This is a genomic window from Actinoplanes sp. NPDC051861 (assembly GCF_040681145.1).
Taxonomy (GTDB): domain Bacteria; phylum Actinomycetota; class Actinomycetes; order Mycobacteriales; family Micromonosporaceae; genus Actinoplanes.
Genome location: NZ_JBFAYE010000010.1, coordinates 210365 through 225774, shown reverse-complemented (window position 1 = coordinate 225774; position 15410 = coordinate 210365). Strand labels below are relative to the sequence as shown.

The window sequence follows — 15410 nt, the reverse complement described above, 5'->3', positions numbered from 1 at the left end:
CGTCACTCGTCCTCGGTGAAGACCTCCTGGCGGCGCCTGCGGATGGCCGGGAAGACGGCCACGGCGAGCGCGGCGAGGGTCAGGAACAGCAGCGCCGCGGAGATCGGGCGCTCGACGAAGACCAGCGGGTCGCCGCGGGAGATGATCAGCGCGCGGCGCAGGTTCTCCTCCAGCAGCGGGCCGAGCACGAACCCGAGCAGCAGCGGCGCCGGCTCGCACCCGCACTTGATCAGGACGTATCCGAGGATGCCGAAGGAGGCGATCGCGTAGACGTCGTACGGGTTGCGGCTCAGCGAGAACGTCCCGATCACGGCGAACAGCACGATCATCGGGAAGAGCACCTGGTACGGGATGCGCAGCAGGCGTACCCACATGCCGATCAGCGGGAGGTTGAGCAGCACGAGCAGCACGTTGCCGATCCACATCGACGCGATCAGGCCCCAGAACAGCGCGGGCTCGTCGTTGATGACGTTCGGGCCGGGCGTGATGCCGTGCACGATGAACGCGCCGACCATCAGCGCCATCACCGGGTGGGCGGGCAGGCCCAGGGTGAGCAGCGGGATGAACGACGTCTGCGCGGCCGCGTTGTTGGCCGACTCGGGACCGGCGACCCCCTCGATCGCGCCGGTACCGAACTCGTCCCGGCGCGGTGAGATCCGCTTCTCGACGGCGTACGAGGTGAACGACGCCAGCACGTGGCCGCCGCCGGGCAGGACGCCGAGCGCGGCGCCGAGCCCGGTGCCGCGCAGGATCGGGCCGACGATCCGGCGCCGGTCCTCCCGGTCCGGCCAGAGGTGCGACACCGCGCCGAGCAGGCTCGGCCGGTCCCGCTCGTTCTCCAGGTTGCGCAGGATCTCGGCGATGCCGAACATGCCGACCGCGACCGACACGAAGTCGATGCCGCCGAAGAGTTCGCGCTGGTCGAGCGTGAACCGTGGGGTACCGGTGTAGATGTCCTGCCCGACCGTGCCGAGCAGGATGCCGAGCGCGATCATCGCGAGGGCCTTGAGGGCCGAGCCCCGGGCCAGCGCGATCGAGATGATCAGGCCGAACAGCACGAGCGCGAAGTAGTCCGCCGGGCCGAACTTCAGCGCGACGGCGGCCAGCGGCGGGGCCGCGACGGCCAGGATGACGGTGGCGACCGTGCCGGCGACGAACGAGCCGATCGCGGCGGCGGCCAGGGCCGGCCCGGCCCGCCCCTGCCGGGCCATCGGGTGGCCGTCGAGCGCGGTGACCGCCGCCGACGACTCGCCGGGCAGGTTGATCAGGATGGCCGTGGTCGATCCGCCGTACTGCGCGCCGTAGTAGATCCCGGCCAGCATGATCAGTGCGGTGACCGGTTCGAAGCTGAACGTGATCGGCAGCAGCATCGCCACGGTGGCGGTCGGCCCGATGCCGGGCAGCACGCCGACCGCCGTGCCGAGCAGCACGCCCACGAAGCAGTAGAGGACGTTCTGCAGCAGGAAGGCCGTCGAGAAGCCCAGGACCAGGTTGTCGAGAAGGTCCATCACCAGCCCCACAGCGGGATGCGCACCTGGAGCCCGACGATGAAGATCAGCGTGGCGGCGAGGGTCAGGCCGACGGCGACGGCCACCGCCGTCAGCGGGCGTACCCGCTTGCTGGCGAACGCCGTGAGCAGGGACGTCACCAGCGAGGTGAGCACGAATCCGAGGCTGCGGACGAACAGCCCGAAGAACACGATCGCCGCCACGAGCAGGACGACGGCACGCCACGGCACTGTCCCGAACGTGATGTCCTCACCGGCGACGAGCCCCTTGACGGCGATCGCCAGGCCGAGCAGCACCACGATCGCGCCGACGAGCAGCGGGAAGTAGCCGGGGCCCATCCGCAGCAGGGTCCCCCGGTCGTAACCGAGCGACCCCACCACGAACACCCCACCGATGACGACGAAGACTCCCCCGGCCAGTACGTCCGGGAGTGATCGCCTCCGCTGCATCTACGAGGCCTTCACACCGGCGTCGGCGATGACCTTCGCCCAGGTCTTGATCTGCTCGTCGAGGTACGCCCGGTGCGCGTCCGGTGTCGCGTCCGCGGCCTCGACCGGCGCGGTGCCGAGCTTGGCCATCTGGTCGATGACCGCCTGGTCGGCGAGCGCGGTCTTGAGCGCCTCGGACAGCTTCGTCACGATCTCCGGGGGCGTCCCGGCCGGCACGTACAGGCCGTGCCACACGCTGACCTGCAGCTCGGGCATCCCGCCCTCGGCCGTGGTGGGCACGTCGGGCAGGCTCTTGACCCGCTCCGGTGTGGTCACCGCGTACGCCTTGACCTTCTTCGCCGTGATCTGACCGGTCGTGTTGGTGGTCTGGTCGCACATGAAGTCGACCTGACCGCCCACCAGGTCGGTGAGCGCGGGCCCGGTGCCCTGGTACGGCACCTCCTGGAGCTTGACGCCGGCGGTGGACTGGAACAGCAGTCCGCACAGGTGCGACGCGGCACCGATGCCGGCGTTGGCGAGGCTGACCTTGTCCGAGTTCGCCTTCACGTACGCCGTCAGGTCGGCCAGCGTCGAGGGCGGGAAGTCGTTGCGGGCGACCAGTGTCATCGGCACCTCGGTGACCAGCCCGACGGTCGCGAAGTCCTCGAGCGGCTGATAGCCCAGGTCCTTGTAGAGAGCGGGTGCGGTCGACATGCCGATGTGGTGCATGAGCACGGTGTAGCCGTCCGGCTCGGCCTGCGCGACCTGTCCTGCCGCGACCGTGCCGCCGGCACCCTCGACGTTCTGGACGACGATCTTGCCACCGAGGGCCTTCGCCATCGGATCGGCGATCATCCGGGTGACGGTGTCGGTCGGGCCGCCCGCGCTGAACGGCACGACGAAGGTGATGTTCTCTTCCGGGTAAGCCGCGGCGGTGTCGCCCTCCGCGCCGCCGCCGCCCTCATTGGAACAGGCGGCGACGAGAGAGACGGCGGCAAATGCGGCGATCAGTCTCCTCATGTCCTGACCTCCTTGCCGATGACCGTATTTGACATCGACGTAGATCACTAGAGCTGTCACCGAACCGGGACCTGTCTTGCCGACCGGGTGGCGCGCCGCTATGTTAATAACAAATCACACATTGATGAATGTGTTTCCCCTGGATTTACTGAGGTGAGCGAATGCAGAATCTCAGCAGAAGACGCGTACTGACCCTCGGAGCCGCGCTGGGTCTGGCGGGTGTGGCGGCCCCGTCCGAGGCGTGGGCGTGGTCGTCATCCGGCTCGATCGCCGCCACCGACACGGTCACCGACCCGTGGGGCGTGTGGGACGACGCCACCGACCCCCTCGTCGCCTCGCTCCTGACCAACGGTCAGATCCCCGCCGTCAACACCGCCTTCGACTCCTGGGTGCGCAACGGCGATCCACTGCCCACCGGCGTCCCCGCTCCCCTCACCACCTATCTGCGGCAGGTCAACGTCCTGCCGTCGTGGGCCGATCAGACCAAGCTCAACCGGGCCGCGGCGTTCAACAAGCGGATGAGCATGTACCTGTTCCTGCTGTACGGGCTGGGCAGCGGCATCATGAGCACGGTCATCCCGCGCGAGGCCCGCAACGTCTACTGGTCCGAGGGCGGCGCCGACATGAAGGCGCGCGCGGCCAAGACGTTCACGTACGGCTACGACCTGAGCGCCGCCGACGCGTTCCAGCCGAGCGGGCACTTCGTCGTCACCTCGAACAAGACCCGGCTGACCCACGCGGCGGTGCGGCACCTGCTCCCGCAGTCGGCGAGGTGGCGGGCGGTCACCGACGACCAGGACTTCATCCCGATCAGCAACGGCGACATCCTGATCACCTTCCACAGCCTCGGGACGTACGTGCACGGCAAGCTCAAGGGCTGGGGCATCCGGATGACGGCCGCGGAGGAGGACGCGTACCTGCACCAGTGGCAGGTGGCTCTGCACCTGCTGGGCGTGCGGGACGATTTCATCCCGGCGAGCTGGGCGGCGGCGAAACAGCAGTCAGCGTACGCGTTGACGCCACTGCTCGCACCGACACCCGAGGGCATCGACCTCGCCGAGATCCTGCTCGGGCTGACCGCGCAGATCGACCTCGGCGTGACACGCGGATTCCTCAACGAGTTCGTCCGCTACGTGCTCAGCGACCGGATCGGCGACTGGCTGAACCTGCGGCGGGACTACGCCGCGCGCACGCTGATCGAGGTCGGCTGGCCGGCGTACGTGGCGTTCCGCGAGGGCCTGTCGCCGATCATCCCGACCGGCTTCTCGATGTTCGACAAGTTCGTGCGCGCCCTGGCCATGCTGTTCCTCAACAACGGCACGTCGGCGACGTACACCCCGATCACGATCCCGACCGGAAACCGCCCCGGCACCTGAGTCTCACAGTGTCAGGGCGCCGGTCACCAGTGCCGTGACCGCGTCCCGGTGGCCGGGTGTGTCCTGCCAGCGCAGCGCACGCCCGGCCTCGACGACCACGCCGAACCCGGCGTGCACCAGCAGCCGGGCCTGACGCGGGTCGAGCTCCGGCCGGGCCGTGCGCAACTGCTGCTCCCAGACCGCGATGTGCTCACGCTGGGCGAGGATCAGCGGCCTTCGCAGGTCGTCCGGCAGACCGCGGATCTCGGCCTCGGCGACGCTGTTCAGCGCGTTGTGCTCGAAGCTGTAGGCGACGTACGCCGCGGCCAGCGCGATCACCGACTCGCGCGGGCCGGCCCGCCGGTCGAGGCTGCGGTCCACGGCCTGTGCCAGCAGGCCCGCCGCCTGCAGGCACGCGGCCACCAGGATGTCGACCTTGCCCGGGTAGTGCCGGTAGATCGCGGACGGGGCCAGCCCCACCGCCTGCGCGATCTGCCCGTTCGTGACGGTCGCGAACCCGTCGCGCGCGAACAGCGGCACGGCCGCCGCCAGGATCTCGGCACGCCGGGTACGCGGCACCGGCTGCGCGGGCAGTTCGACCGAGGCCGCGCTCCCCTCGGCCGCCGCAGGGTCGGCCGCGACCACACCCGTCGCGGACGCCAGCAGCAGATCCTCGACCCGGCGCTGAGCGGTCGACGTGTGATGCATGGTGATCGACCCGATCGCACCGAGCGCCGCCGCTGCCCGCAGGTCCTCGCCCGGCAGCGGGAACTCGCGCCGCACCGCCTCGGCCACCCGCCCCACGACGTGCCCGAACTTCTCCCGCAGCCGCCGCCGGTCGTCGCGCTCCAGGTAGCGGGCCTCCCACCGGTACAGCCCGCCGGCGTCGCGGTGCGCGACCGTGACCCGTACGAGAGCCGCGAGCACGTCCCGCAGACCGGCGTCCGGCGGCGCCTCGTCGAGCGCGGCGACAAGCCGGTCCGCCATGATGTCGGCGCACTCGGCGAACAGCGCGTACTTGTTCGGGAAATGCCGATAGAGCGCGGCCGCGCTGATACCCACCCCGGCGGCGATCTCCTCCATGGACGCCGCGTGATATCCGCGCCCACTGAACACCTGACCGGCCGCCTCGATGATGAGCTGCCTGCGGTTGTGCGGTCGGGTGGCCGCGGTCGGCCCGGCGGTCACCATGAGTGCCAGTCAATCACAGCGAGATCCCATACCCGCCGTTAGAGCGGACTCATCTGGTCGAGAACACGAGCAGCGACATCGATGATTTCCTCGACCTTCGGCGCGTCCCGGACGATCTCGTCAGAGCCGACGACGGGTGCCGCCGCAGACGGATATTCGACTTCATGAACTGGCCTCCGGCTTGACGAGCGGGTAGATCGGGCGGCTGCGCACCGACGTCAGGAAGGGATCGCCGGCGGTCGAGTGCCAGGCCTCCGTGGACAGGCGGTGCATGTTCACCTCGCGGCCCAGGAGCCGTTCCGCCGCGGTGGCCGCGTCCGCCAACTCGTCGTCGTCGGCGTCCCCGACGACGAGGACGTCGACGTCTCGTGGCGGCGGTCCGGCCTCCCCCGCGTAGCGCGCCGCCCATGAGCCGTGGATGTACGCCTCGGCCACGCCGTCCACGGCGGGGAGGAGCTCGGCCAGGACCGGAGCCGGTCCATAGGTCAGCGCCATGAGCTCAGTGAGCGGCCGGGCGAGCGGATTGTCGGACTCGAACCGGAGCAGCCTGAGGTTTCCCCGTCGCACCTCCCGGACGAGACCCGCCTCGACCAGCCTGTCGGCCTCCCGGCTCACCGTCGACTGGGAAGCGCCGAGGCGCTGAGCCAACTCGGTCACGGAATAGCTGCTTTCCGGGTGCAGGCAGATCCACGCGAGCAGCTCACCGAGCAACTGCGAGCGCAGAAGAGGCAGGAGACGAGAACGTGCTTGCACATCCTGCATAGTACCTTGCACGATCCGCAAGGAGTGTTACGCCAAACGGGTGGTGACCCACTCGTGGAAGGCGCCAATGTGGTGCTCCGAGGGGACCAGGACGCCGCCGTTGGCGTAGGCGCGGGAGCTCATCGCGGGCTGGCAGCGTTCGCAGGCGTCGAAGTCCTGGAGGTTGACGCGGTCGAAGAGTTCGACGGAGCGGGAGACGTCGCGACCGGAGGCGACGACCTCCGTGGAGTAGAGCCAGTCGCACTCGACGATCGTGCGGTCCTCGGCGACCGGGTACATGCGGTGCCAGATGATGTGGTCGGGCACCAGGTTGATGAAGACCTGCGGCTTGATGGTGATGGCGTAGTAGCGGCGGTCCTGGTCGTCGGTCACGCCGGGCAGCTTCGGCAGGCCCTCGCTGCCGTCGACGGTGAAGCCCTTGATGTCCGCGCCGAACTCGGCACCGTGGCCGACGTAGTACTGCGCGGCATAACCGCCGGCGAACTCCGGCAGCACCTCGGTGAGCTCGGGGTGGATCGTCGCGCAGTGGTAGCACTCCATGAAGTTCTCGACGATCAGTTTCCAGTTCGCGCGCACATCGTACGATATGCGCTTTCCGACCTGAAGAGTGTCGATCTCGTAGGAGTCGATCGCGGACAGCGCGCCGAGCCGCTCGGTGACCGCGCCCATCACCTCGTCCTCGAAGGACGGCGGCCGGTCGGACAGGCAGACCCAGGCATAGCCGAGCCATTCGCGCAGGTGGACGCGGACGAGTCCGTATTCGACACGGTCGATGTCGGGCATCTTCGTCAGGTTGGGCGCGGCGATCAGCTTGCCGTCGAGGCCGTAGGTCCAGGCGTGATACGGGCACTGGAATGCGCGTTTGACCTCGCCGGCCGCCGTCGTGCAGAGCCGGGCGCCGCGGTGGCGGCAGATGTTCAGGAAAGCGCGCAGCCCGCCGTCGCGACCGCGAACGATCAGGATGCTCTCCCGCCCGACGGTGACCGACCGGAAGGTGCCGGGTGTGGGCAGGTCGCTCGCTCGCACCGCGCAGAACCACATGTTCTCGAAGATCCGGGCTTGCTCGAGCGCGAAGATCGCGGGATCGGTGTAGTAGTGGCCGGGGAGGGTCGGGATCAGGCTTGCGGTCACGATGCGCACCTCGACAGAGCAGTTACCGGCGGATTCGTTCCATCTTCGGGTCGAACAGCGGCTCGGCCGCGACGGTCGCCGGCAGCCGCTCGCCGAAGTACTCGACGGTCACCGCGGTGCCCGGCACGGACAGCGCGGCGGGCAGCCAGGCGTAGGCGACGGTGCGGCCGACGGTGTATCCGTATGCGGCGCTGGTGACGTAACCGGCCGGGACGCCGCCGGCGAACACCGGCTCCTTGCCCATCACCACGGCGGCCGGATCGTCGAGGGTCAGGCAGGTGAGAAGACGCGAGGCCGTCTGCGGCGAGCGGCCTTCGAGCGCGGCACGGCCGATGAAATCACCCTTTTCCATGCGTACGGCGAACGCGAGCCCCGCTTCGAACGGATCGTGTTCGGCCGTCATGTCGACACCCCAGGCCCGGTAGCCCTTCTCCAGGCGCAGGCTGTTGAAGGCGCTGCGCCCGGCCGCGATGATCCCGTGCTCCCGGCCCGCCTCCCAGAGCGTGTCCCACAGCTTGAGGCCCAGGTCGGCCGTGGTGTACAGCTCCCAGCCGAGCTCGCCGACGTAGGACAGGCGCATCGCGGTCACCGGCACCTCGCCGATGTAGGCCCGCTGCGCCTTGAAGTACCGCAGCGCGGTGTTGGAGAAGTCCTCGCGGGTCAGCGGCTGCAGCACGTCCCGGGCGAGCGGGCCCCACAGGCCGACGCAGCAGGTGCCGGCGGTGATGTCGCGGACCCGTACCGAGCCGTCCTCGGGCAGGTGCCGGATCATCCAGTCCTCGTCGAGCGGGCCGTTCGCGCCGACCTGGAACGCCTGGTCGCCGAGACGGGCCACGGTGAGGTCACTGCGGACGCCGCCGTCGTGGCCGAGCATCAGCGTGTACGTGACCGAGCCGGGCGGCTTGTCCAGCTCGTTGGTCGTCAGCCGCTGCAGGAACGCGAGGGCGCCGGGGCCGCTGACCTCGAGTCGCTTCAGCGGTGTCATGTCGAACATCGCGACCCGCTGCCGGGTGACGGTGGCCTCGGCCGCGGCGATCGGCGACCAGTAGCGCGCCGACCACTCGTCCCGCTCGGGGACCTGGACGGGGGGCAGGGCGGCGTTGGACTCGTACCAGAACGGGCGCTCCCAGCCGGCGCCTTCCAGGAAGACCGCGCCCAGTTCCCGCTGGCGAGGATAGAAGGGGCTGGTCCGCATCGGGCGGGGCCGCTCCATCGGCTGCAGCGGGTGGACGATGTCGTAGACCTCGACGAAGTTCTGCTTCCCGCGCTCGGTGATGAAGCTCGGCGCGAGGTGCACGTCCTCGAACCGGTACAGCTCGCACTCGTGCAGGTCGACGCCCGGCTGCCCGTCCACGAGCCACTGCGCCACGGCCCGGGCCACGCCGGCCGAGTGCGTCACCCACACCGCCTCGGCCACCCAGAAGCCGGCCAGGTCACGGTGCTCGCCGAGCACCGGGAACCCGTCGGGGGTGAACGAGAAGATGCCGTTCATCCCCTCCTCCACCTTGGCGCCGCCGAGGTCCGGCAACAGGGCGAGGCTCTCCTGCCAGGCCGGCGCGAAGTCGTCGGAGGTGAACGGCAGGACGCTGGGCATGGCTGGGTCCGGGCCGAGCTCGTCGATCAGCATCGGCCGGTGGCCGTAGTAGCCGATGCCGAGGCGGTCGCCGTGCGCGCGGTAGTAGAGGTCCTGGTCCTGATGGCGCAGGATGGGAGCGGCGTCGACGCCGGCCAGGGTCGGCACCGGGCCGGTCTTGGCGTACTGGTGGCCGAGCGGTAGCAGCGGCACGGTGAGTCCCGCCATCCGGCCGATCTCGGGGCCCCAGAACCCGGCGGCGCAGACCACGACGTCGGCCATGAGAAAGCCCCGGTCGGTCTCGACGCCGGTGACCCGGCCGCCCTTCTGACCGATTCCGATCACCTTGTGCTCGCCCAGGAAGCGGGCTCCGCGCTCGATGGCACGGCCCGCCTGCGCCTGGACCGCGCGGACCGCCTCGGCCAGGCCGTCGGCCGGGACGTGGAAGCCGCCGAGGATCCGGCCCGGGTCGAGCAGCGGATGGAGGGCGGCGCACCCGGCCGCGTCCAGCAACTCGGCCTCGACACCCCACGAGGTGGCCAGGCCGTGCTTGCGCTTGAGGTCGGTCCACCGGGCCTCGGTGGTGGCCACCTCGAGGCCGCCGACCTGCCGGAAGCACCTCCGGCCGTCGAGGGTGAGGCCGCTCAGCTTGCGCACCGTGTACGCGGCCATCTCGGTCATGGTCTTCGACGGGTTGGTCTGGAAGACGAGTCCGGGGGCGTGCGAGCTGGAACCGCCGGGGACGGGCAGACGGCCCTGGTCGACGACGGTGACGTCGGTCCAGCCGCGTTCGGTGAGCTCGTCCGCCAGGGCGCTGCCGACGACGCCGGCACCGATGATGACTACGCGAGGAGTCATAGAAGTCCACCTGTGTGCGTTTCATGAAGCGCAACTCACGCTGGAATACGCAACAGCTTCACGGACTCGGCCGCCGGTCGTCAATCACTCATGGCAGAAATCCCATCCGGGCGCTCACCTCGCCGGCCGCCGCGATCACCCGTTTCGCGATCTCCGGGAACGCCTCGCGGTCCAGCCGGTACGCCGGGCCGGAGACGCTGAGGGCTGCCACCACCGCACCGTCGGCACCCCGGATCGGTGCGGCGACGGCGTTGAGGCCCACCTCGTACTCCTCCGCCGTGAAGGCCCACCCCGACTCCCGGATCACGTCGAGCTCCGCGTTCAGCTCGGCCTCGCCGGTGAGCGTCGCGCCGGTGAACCGGTCGAGGGGCTCGGCGAGGACCGCGGCCCGGACGGCCGCCGGCGCGAAGGCCAGCAGGACCTTGCCGCTGGAGGTGGCGTGCAACGGTGTCTGCCGTCCGACCCAGTTGTGGCTGCTGATCGAGGCGGCGCCGCGGCTCTGGGTGATGTTCACGGCCCGGTTGCTGTCGAGGATCGCGATGTTGACGGTCTCGCCCATGTCCGCGGCGAGGCGGTCGCACGCGTCGTGGCCCTGCCGGCTGAGGTCGAGCTGTGCGGCGACGGCACCGGCCAGGCGCACGACGCCGAGACCGAGACGGTAGGTGCCGCGGTCCTGCGCCTGCTCCACGAAGCCGCGGCTCTCCAGCGCGGCGAGCAGGCGGAAGGCGGTCGACTTGTGGACGCCGAGCTCCTTGCCGATCTCGGTGACACCGGCACCCCGCCGCCTGGCCAGGATCTCCAGGATGCTCAGCGCTCGGTCGACGGACTGCACGAGAGCCGGGTTGCTGTTGCTCATCGCGCAACGATAAGCCAGTGATTACGGGGAAGTTGCGAGACGTGACGCGTCGTTGAGGTTCTCTTGACTATCGATCAATACGCCGGGCACTCTGTTGCGGATTCCACTCGCTGTTTCGTGTTCCACAACGGAGGCGGTAGCTGGCGTGGAGAAAGTCGCGATTGTCGGTGCCTCCCTGGCGGGCCTCGCTGCCGCCCGCGCCCTGCGCCGTCAATCCTTCGCCGGCGAGATCATCGTGATCGGCGCCGAACACCACGCCCCCTACGACCGCCCGCCGCTGTCCAAGGATTTCCTGACCGGCGGGTGCTCGGTCGCGGACCTGGCGCTCGTCGACGACGACGAGGATCTCGGGGTGCGGTGGCGGCTGGGAACGACCGCCACCCGGCTCGACCCCGCCGGCCGCGGCGTCCACCTCGACACCGGTGACGAGATCCGGGTCGACGGGGTCGTCATCGCCACCGGCGCCCGGGCCCGCAAGCTCGGCGGCGCCGGCGTGCACACCCTGCGCACCCTCGACGACGCCGTCGCACTGCGCGACGATCTGCGCCGCGCGGGCCGGGTGGTCGTCATCGGTGCCGGCTTCATCGGCGCCGAGGTCGCGTCCAGCGCACGGTCGCTGGGCCTCGACGTCACCGTCGTGGAGGCCCTGCCCGCACCACTCGCCGGGCCCCTCGGCACGGAGATGGGCGAGGTATGCGCCCGCCTGCACGGCGACCACGGCGTACGCCTGCTGACCGGCACCGCCGTCAGTAGGCTGATCGGGTCGGACCGGGTCGAGGGGGTCGAGCTCGCCGACGGCACGCTGCTGCCGGCCGATGTCGTCGTGGCCGGGATCGGCGCCGTGCCCAACGTGGAGTGGCTGGACGGCTCCGGGCTGACGATCGCGGGCGGCGTGGTGACCGACCCGGCCGGCGCGACCGGGCTGCCCGGTGTGGTCGCCACCGGCGACTGCGCCGTGTTCGCCGGCTCCGCCCTGCGCCACGAGCACTGGACCCACGCGCTGGAGCACCCCGCGACCGCGGTGGCCACCCTGCTCGGCCGCACCGCCGCACCGGCCCGCGCGCCCTACTTCTGGTCCGACCAGTACGGCGTCCGCCTCCAGTTCGCCGGCCACCGGGAACCCGGCGACCAGGTGCGGATCGTCGAGGGCGACCCGGAGCAGCGCTCGTTCCTCGCCCTCTACGAACGCGACGGCCGCCCGGTCGCCGTACTCGGCATGGACCAGCCGCGACTGTTCACCCGCTGGCGCCGCCAGCTGAGTGCCGTGCCCCAGGAGGCTTGATGTTGCAGCCCGTCTGCCCGCTCAGCGCCATACCCCGGGGTGAGGCGTACCGGTGGGACTCCGACCCGCCCGTGGCGATCTTCCACACCGAGGACGGCGAGGTGTTCGCGATCGACGACACCTGCACCCACCAGGACGCCTCCCTGGCCGACGGCTGGCTGGAGGGGTGCGAGGTCGAGTGCCCGCTGCACGCCTCCCGATTCGACTTGCGCACCGGCAGCGTCGACGCTCCCCCGGCGAAGCGGCCGGTGCGCACCCACCGCGTCGAGGTGACCGGCGGCGTGGTGCACGTCGCCCTGTCCGCGGAGGCGCGACCATGAACCGGTACGACTTCGTGATCGTCGGCGGCGGCTCGGCCGGCTCCGCGCTCGCCGCCCGGCTCAGCGCCGACCCGGCGAACCGGGTCCTGGTGCTGGAGGCCGGCCGCCCGGACTATCCGTGGGACGTCTTCATCCACATGCCGGCCGCGCTGACGTTCCCGATCGGCAGCCGGTTCTACGACTGGAAGTACGAGTCCGAGCCCGAGCCGCACATGAACGACCGGCGGATCTACCACGCCCGGGGGAAGGTCCTCGGCGGGTCGAGCAGCATCAACGGCATGATCTTCCAGCGCGGCAACCCGCTGGACTACGAGCGGTGGGCGTCCGATCCCGGCATGGAGAACTGGGACTACGCGCACTGCCTGCCGTACTTCAACCGGATGGAGTCGTGCCTGGCCGCGGACGCCGCCGATCCGTACCGCGGGCACGACGGCCCGCTCGTGCTGGAGCGCGGACCGGGGAGCAACCCGCTGTTCGGGGCGATGCTGGAGGCGAGCCGGCAGGCCGGGTACGCCGCCACCGACGACGTCAACGGGCAGCGCCAGGAGGGCTTCGGGCTCTTCGACCGCACGATCAGCCGGGGGCGGCGGCTCTCCGCGGCGCGGGCGTACCTGCACCCGGCGATGAACAGGCCCAACCTCACGGTACGGACGCGGGCGCTGGTCACCCGGATCGTCTTCGACGGCACCCGCGCGGTCGGCGTCGAGTACTCGCACGGGAAGGGCTCCCGGCGGGTCCATGCGGGCGAGGTCATCCTCTGCGGCGGCGCGATCAACACGCCGCAGGTGCTCCAGCTCTCCGGTGTCGGCAACGCCGCCGAACTGAGCGCGCTCGGCATCGACCCGGTCCACCACCTGCCCGGCGTCGGCGAGAACCTCCAGGACCACCTCGAGGTGTACATCCAGTACGCGTGCACCCAGCCGGTGTCGGTCCAGCCGTACCTGAAGTGGCGCCACCGGCCCTGGATCGGCGCGCAGTGGCTGTTCCTGCGCGGCGGACCCGGTGCGACCAACCACTTCGAGGCGGGCGGGTTCGTCCGGAGCAACGACGCGGTCGCGTACCCGAATCTGATGTTCCACTTCCTGCCCATCGCGGTCCGCTACGACGGCTCGGCACCGGCCGGTGGCCACGGCTATCAGGTGCATGTCGGGCCGATGTACTCCGACGCCCGCGGCAGCGTCAAGATCGTCAGCCGGGACCCGCGCGAGCACCCCGCGCTGCGCTTCAACTACCTCTCCACCGATCAGGACCGCCGCGAGTGGGTCGAGGCGGTCCGGGTCGCCCGCAAGATCCTCAACCAGCCCGCGCTGGAACCCTTCAACGGCGGCGAGATCTCCCCCGGGCCGTCCGTGGAGACCGACGATCAAATCCTTGATTGGGTACGCCGCGAGGGCGAGACCGCGCTGCACCCCTCCTGCACGGCGCGGATGGGTGTGGACGAGATGTCGGTGGTCGACCCGGCGAGCATGCGGGTGCACGGCGTGGACGGGCTGCGGGTCGTCGACGCGTCGGTCATGCCGTACGTGACGAACGGCAACATCTACGCCCCGGTGATGATGGTCGCCGAGAAGGCCGCCGACCTGATCCTCGGCAACACCCCCCTGCAACCGGTCGAGGTCCCGTTCTACCGCCAGGGAAGCGACCGGTGAGCGGGCTCCTGATCGGCGGGAAGTGGCGCTCGCCCGAGGCAGGCGGGCAGCGCGAGATCCGCTGCCCGGCGGACGGCAGCCTCGTCGCCACCGTGGCCGAGGCCGGCCGCGCCGACACGCTCGCCGCGATCGGCGCCGCCCGGCAGGCGTTCGACGAGGGCCCGTGGCCGCGGACCCCGGCCGGCGAGCGCGGCGCCCTGCTGCACCGGGTCGCCGACCTGATCACCCGCGACCGGGCGGAACTCGCCCGCGCCGAATCGCTGGACACCGGCAAGCGCCTGGTGGAGAGCGAGTACGACATGGACGACGTCGCCGCCTGCTTCCGCTACTACGCGGGAACGGCGGCGACCGACGCGGGCCGGGTCATCGACACCGGCCGCACCGACGCGATCAGCCGGGTCGTGCACGAGCCGGTCGGCGTGTGCGGGCTCATCACACCGTGGAACTACCCGCTGCTGCAGGCGTCGTGGAAGGTCGCACCCGCGCTCGCGGCCGGCAACACGTTCGTCCTGAAGCCCAGTGAACTCACCCCGTCGACCTCGATCCTGCTGATGCGGCTGCTGGTGGAGGCCGGGCTGCCGGACGGCGTCGCCAACCTGGTACTCGGCGCCGGGCCCGGTGCCGGTGCTCCGCTCGCCGAGCATCCGGACGTCGACCTCATCTCGTTCACCGGCAGCCTGCGGACCGGACGCTCGCTGATGGCCGCGGCCGCCGCCACGGTCAAACGAGTGGCCCTGGAGCTCGGTGGGAAGAACCCGAACGTGGTCTTCGCCGACGCCGACTTCGAGACCGCGGTGGACTTCGCCCTGACCGCGGTCTTCCTGCACTCGGGGCAGGTCTGCTCGGCCGGCGCGCGGCTCGTCGTGGAGGCCTCGCTGCACGACGCGTTCGTCGACGCGGTCGTCGAGCGGGCCGGGCGGATCCGGCCGGGCGGCCCGTTCGACGCCGGCGCGGAGACCGGACCGCTGATCTCGGCCGCGCACCTGGCCAAGGTCGAGGACTACGTCGCCGCCGGTGTCGCGGAGGGTGCCGTGCTGCGCTGCGGCGGCCGCCGCCCGGACGATCCCTCGCTCGCGGGCGGCTATTACTACCTGCCGACGGTTCTGGACGGCTGCCGCTCGAGGATGACCGTCGTGCGGGAGGAGTCGTTCGGGCCGGTCCTGACGGTGGAGACGTTCACCGGCGAGGACGAGGCGGTACGCATCGCCAACGACACCGAGTACGGCCTGGCCGGCGCGGTCTGGACCCGCGACGCCGGAAAGGCCCAACGGGTCGCGCGGCGGCTGCGGCACGGCACCGTCTGGATCAACGACTACCACCCGTACGTGCCGCAGGCCGAGTGGGGTGGTTTCAAGCAGTCCGGTGTCGGCCGCGAGCTCGGCCCCACCGGACTCGCCGAGTACCGCGAGACCAAGCACATCTGGCAGAACATCGACCCCCGCCCGCAGCACTGGTTCCGTCCCTAGGAGTTTTCGCG

At 70.6% G+C, this 15410-nt stretch carries 13 protein-coding genes; 5 read left to right on the top strand and 8 right to left on the bottom strand.

Translation table 11 applies throughout. The annotated features are described in order from the left end of the window. Window positions 1-2: 2 nt before the first annotated feature. The 3 genes from AB0M02_RS25960 to AB0M02_RS25950 are packed head-to-tail and all read right to left on the bottom strand — an operon-like array spanning window position 3 to window position 2956. Window positions 3-1508: a tripartite tricarboxylate transporter permease gene (locus AB0M02_RS25960; RefSeq protein ID WP_364230959.1), complete on the bottom strand. Its 1506-nt coding sequence runs from the start codon at window positions 1506-1508 to the stop codon at window positions 3-5. Beyond that, on the bottom strand, window positions 1508-1957 hold the full coding sequence (locus AB0M02_RS25955; RefSeq protein ID WP_364230957.1) for a tripartite tricarboxylate transporter TctB family protein: 450 nt from the start codon (window positions 1955-1957) through the stop codon (window positions 1508-1510). The genes AB0M02_RS25960 and AB0M02_RS25955 overlap by 1 nt, the downstream gene beginning before the upstream one ends. Further along, window positions 1958-2956 carry a tripartite tricarboxylate transporter substrate-binding protein gene (locus tag AB0M02_RS25950; protein WP_364230955.1) on the bottom strand — a complete coding sequence of 333 codons (999 nt, stop codon included), beginning with the start codon at window positions 2954-2956 and terminating at the stop codon, window positions 1958-1960. It lies immediately after the preceding gene. A 161-nt stretch (window positions 2957-3117) separates the two neighbouring features. Between AB0M02_RS25950 and AB0M02_RS25945 the strand changes: the two genes are divergently transcribed. After that, on the top strand, window positions 3118-4332 hold the full coding sequence (locus AB0M02_RS25945) for an oxygenase MpaB family protein (protein WP_364230953.1): 1215 nt from the start codon (window positions 3118-3120) through the stop codon (window positions 4330-4332). Window positions 4333-4335: 3 nt separating this feature from the next. On the opposite strand, the gene AB0M02_RS25940 is transcribed toward AB0M02_RS25945, so the two are convergent. From AB0M02_RS25940 to AB0M02_RS25920, 5 genes are all read right to left on the bottom strand, one after another. After that, window positions 4336-5502: a TetR/AcrR family transcriptional regulator gene (locus tag AB0M02_RS25940; protein ID WP_364230951.1), complete on the bottom strand. Its 1167-nt coding sequence runs from the start codon at window positions 5500-5502 to the stop codon at window positions 4336-4338. 162 nt (window positions 5503-5664) lie between these two features. Continuing rightward, window positions 5665-6255, bottom strand: coding sequence for a MarR family transcriptional regulator (locus AB0M02_RS25935; RefSeq protein WP_364230949.1), 591 nt, complete (start codon window positions 6253-6255; stop codon window positions 5665-5667). Between the two features lie 36 nt (window positions 6256-6291). Beyond that, the gene (locus AB0M02_RS25930; RefSeq protein WP_364230947.1) at window positions 6292-7395 is read right to left on the bottom strand and encodes an aromatic ring-hydroxylating dioxygenase subunit alpha; all 1104 of its coding nucleotides are present in this window, start codon (window positions 7393-7395) and stop codon (window positions 6292-6294) included. A gap of 22 nt (window positions 7396-7417) precedes the next feature. Continuing rightward, on the bottom strand, window positions 7418-9826 hold the full coding sequence (locus tag AB0M02_RS25925; protein WP_364230945.1) for an FAD-dependent oxidoreductase: 2409 nt from the start codon (window positions 9824-9826) through the stop codon (window positions 7418-7420). A gap of 88 nt (window positions 9827-9914) precedes the next feature. Continuing rightward, window positions 9915-10682, bottom strand: coding sequence for an IclR family transcriptional regulator (locus tag AB0M02_RS25920; RefSeq protein ID WP_364230943.1), 768 nt, complete (start codon window positions 10680-10682; stop codon window positions 9915-9917). A 145-nt stretch (window positions 10683-10827) separates the two neighbouring features. Between AB0M02_RS25920 and AB0M02_RS25915 the strand changes: the two genes are divergently transcribed. From AB0M02_RS25915 to AB0M02_RS25900, 4 genes are read left to right on the top strand one after another with little or no spacing between them, the layout of a single operon-like run. Continuing rightward, window positions 10828-11964: an FAD-dependent oxidoreductase gene (locus AB0M02_RS25915; protein ID WP_364230941.1), complete on the top strand. Its 1137-nt coding sequence runs from the start codon at window positions 10828-10830 to the stop codon at window positions 11962-11964. Next, window positions 11964-12284, top strand: a complete 321-nt coding sequence (locus AB0M02_RS25910) for a bifunctional 3-phenylpropionate/cinnamic acid dioxygenase ferredoxin subunit (protein WP_364230939.1) — start codon at window positions 11964-11966, stop codon at window positions 12282-12284. The genes AB0M02_RS25915 and AB0M02_RS25910 overlap by 1 nt, the downstream gene beginning before the upstream one ends. Then, a complete protein-coding gene (gene betA, locus AB0M02_RS25905) occupies window positions 12281-13933 on the top strand; it encodes a choline dehydrogenase (RefSeq protein ID WP_364230936.1) in 1653 nt (550 codons plus the stop codon). Before AB0M02_RS25910 ends, betA begins: the two co-directional genes overlap by 4 nt. Next, window positions 13930-15399 (top strand): aldehyde dehydrogenase family protein, encoded by a 1470-nt coding sequence (locus AB0M02_RS25900; protein ID WP_364230935.1) that lies wholly within the window; start codon window positions 13930-13932, stop codon window positions 15397-15399. The genes betA and AB0M02_RS25900 overlap by 4 nt, the downstream gene beginning before the upstream one ends. Window positions 15400-15410 lie beyond the last annotated feature (11 nt).

Excerpts from the sequence above, each read along its gene's own strand:
- AB0M02_RS25925 (WP_364230945.1), bottom strand. The coding sequence starts at position 9,826 with ATGACTCCTCGCGTAGTCATCATCGGTGCCGGCGTCGTCGGCAGCGCC.
- AB0M02_RS25950 (WP_364230955.1), bottom strand. The coding sequence starts at position 2,956 with ATGAGGAGACTGATCGCCGCATTTGCCGCCGTCTCTCTCGTCGCCGCC.
- AB0M02_RS25955 (WP_364230957.1), bottom strand. The coding sequence starts at position 1,957 with ATGCAGCGGAGGCGATCACTCCCGGACGTACTGGCCGGGGGAGTCTTC.
- AB0M02_RS25910 (WP_364230939.1), top strand. The coding sequence starts at position 11,964 with ATGTTGCAGCCCGTCTGCCCGCTCAGCGCCATACCCCGGGGTGAGGCG.
- AB0M02_RS25920 (WP_364230943.1), bottom strand. The coding sequence starts at position 10,682 with ATGAGCAACAGCAACCCGGCTCTCGTGCAGTCCGTCGACCGAGCGCTG.
- AB0M02_RS25940 (WP_364230951.1), bottom strand. The coding sequence starts at position 5,502 with ATGGTGACCGCCGGGCCGACCGCGGCCACCCGACCGCACAACCGCAGG.
- AB0M02_RS25945 (WP_364230953.1), top strand. The coding sequence starts at position 3,118 with ATGCAGAATCTCAGCAGAAGACGCGTACTGACCCTCGGAGCCGCGCTG.
- AB0M02_RS25960 (WP_364230959.1), bottom strand. The coding sequence starts at position 1,508 with ATGGACCTTCTCGACAACCTGGTCCTGGGCTTCTCGACGGCCTTCCTG.
- betA (WP_364230936.1), top strand. The coding sequence starts at position 12,281 with ATGAACCGGTACGACTTCGTGATCGTCGGCGGCGGCTCGGCCGGCTCC.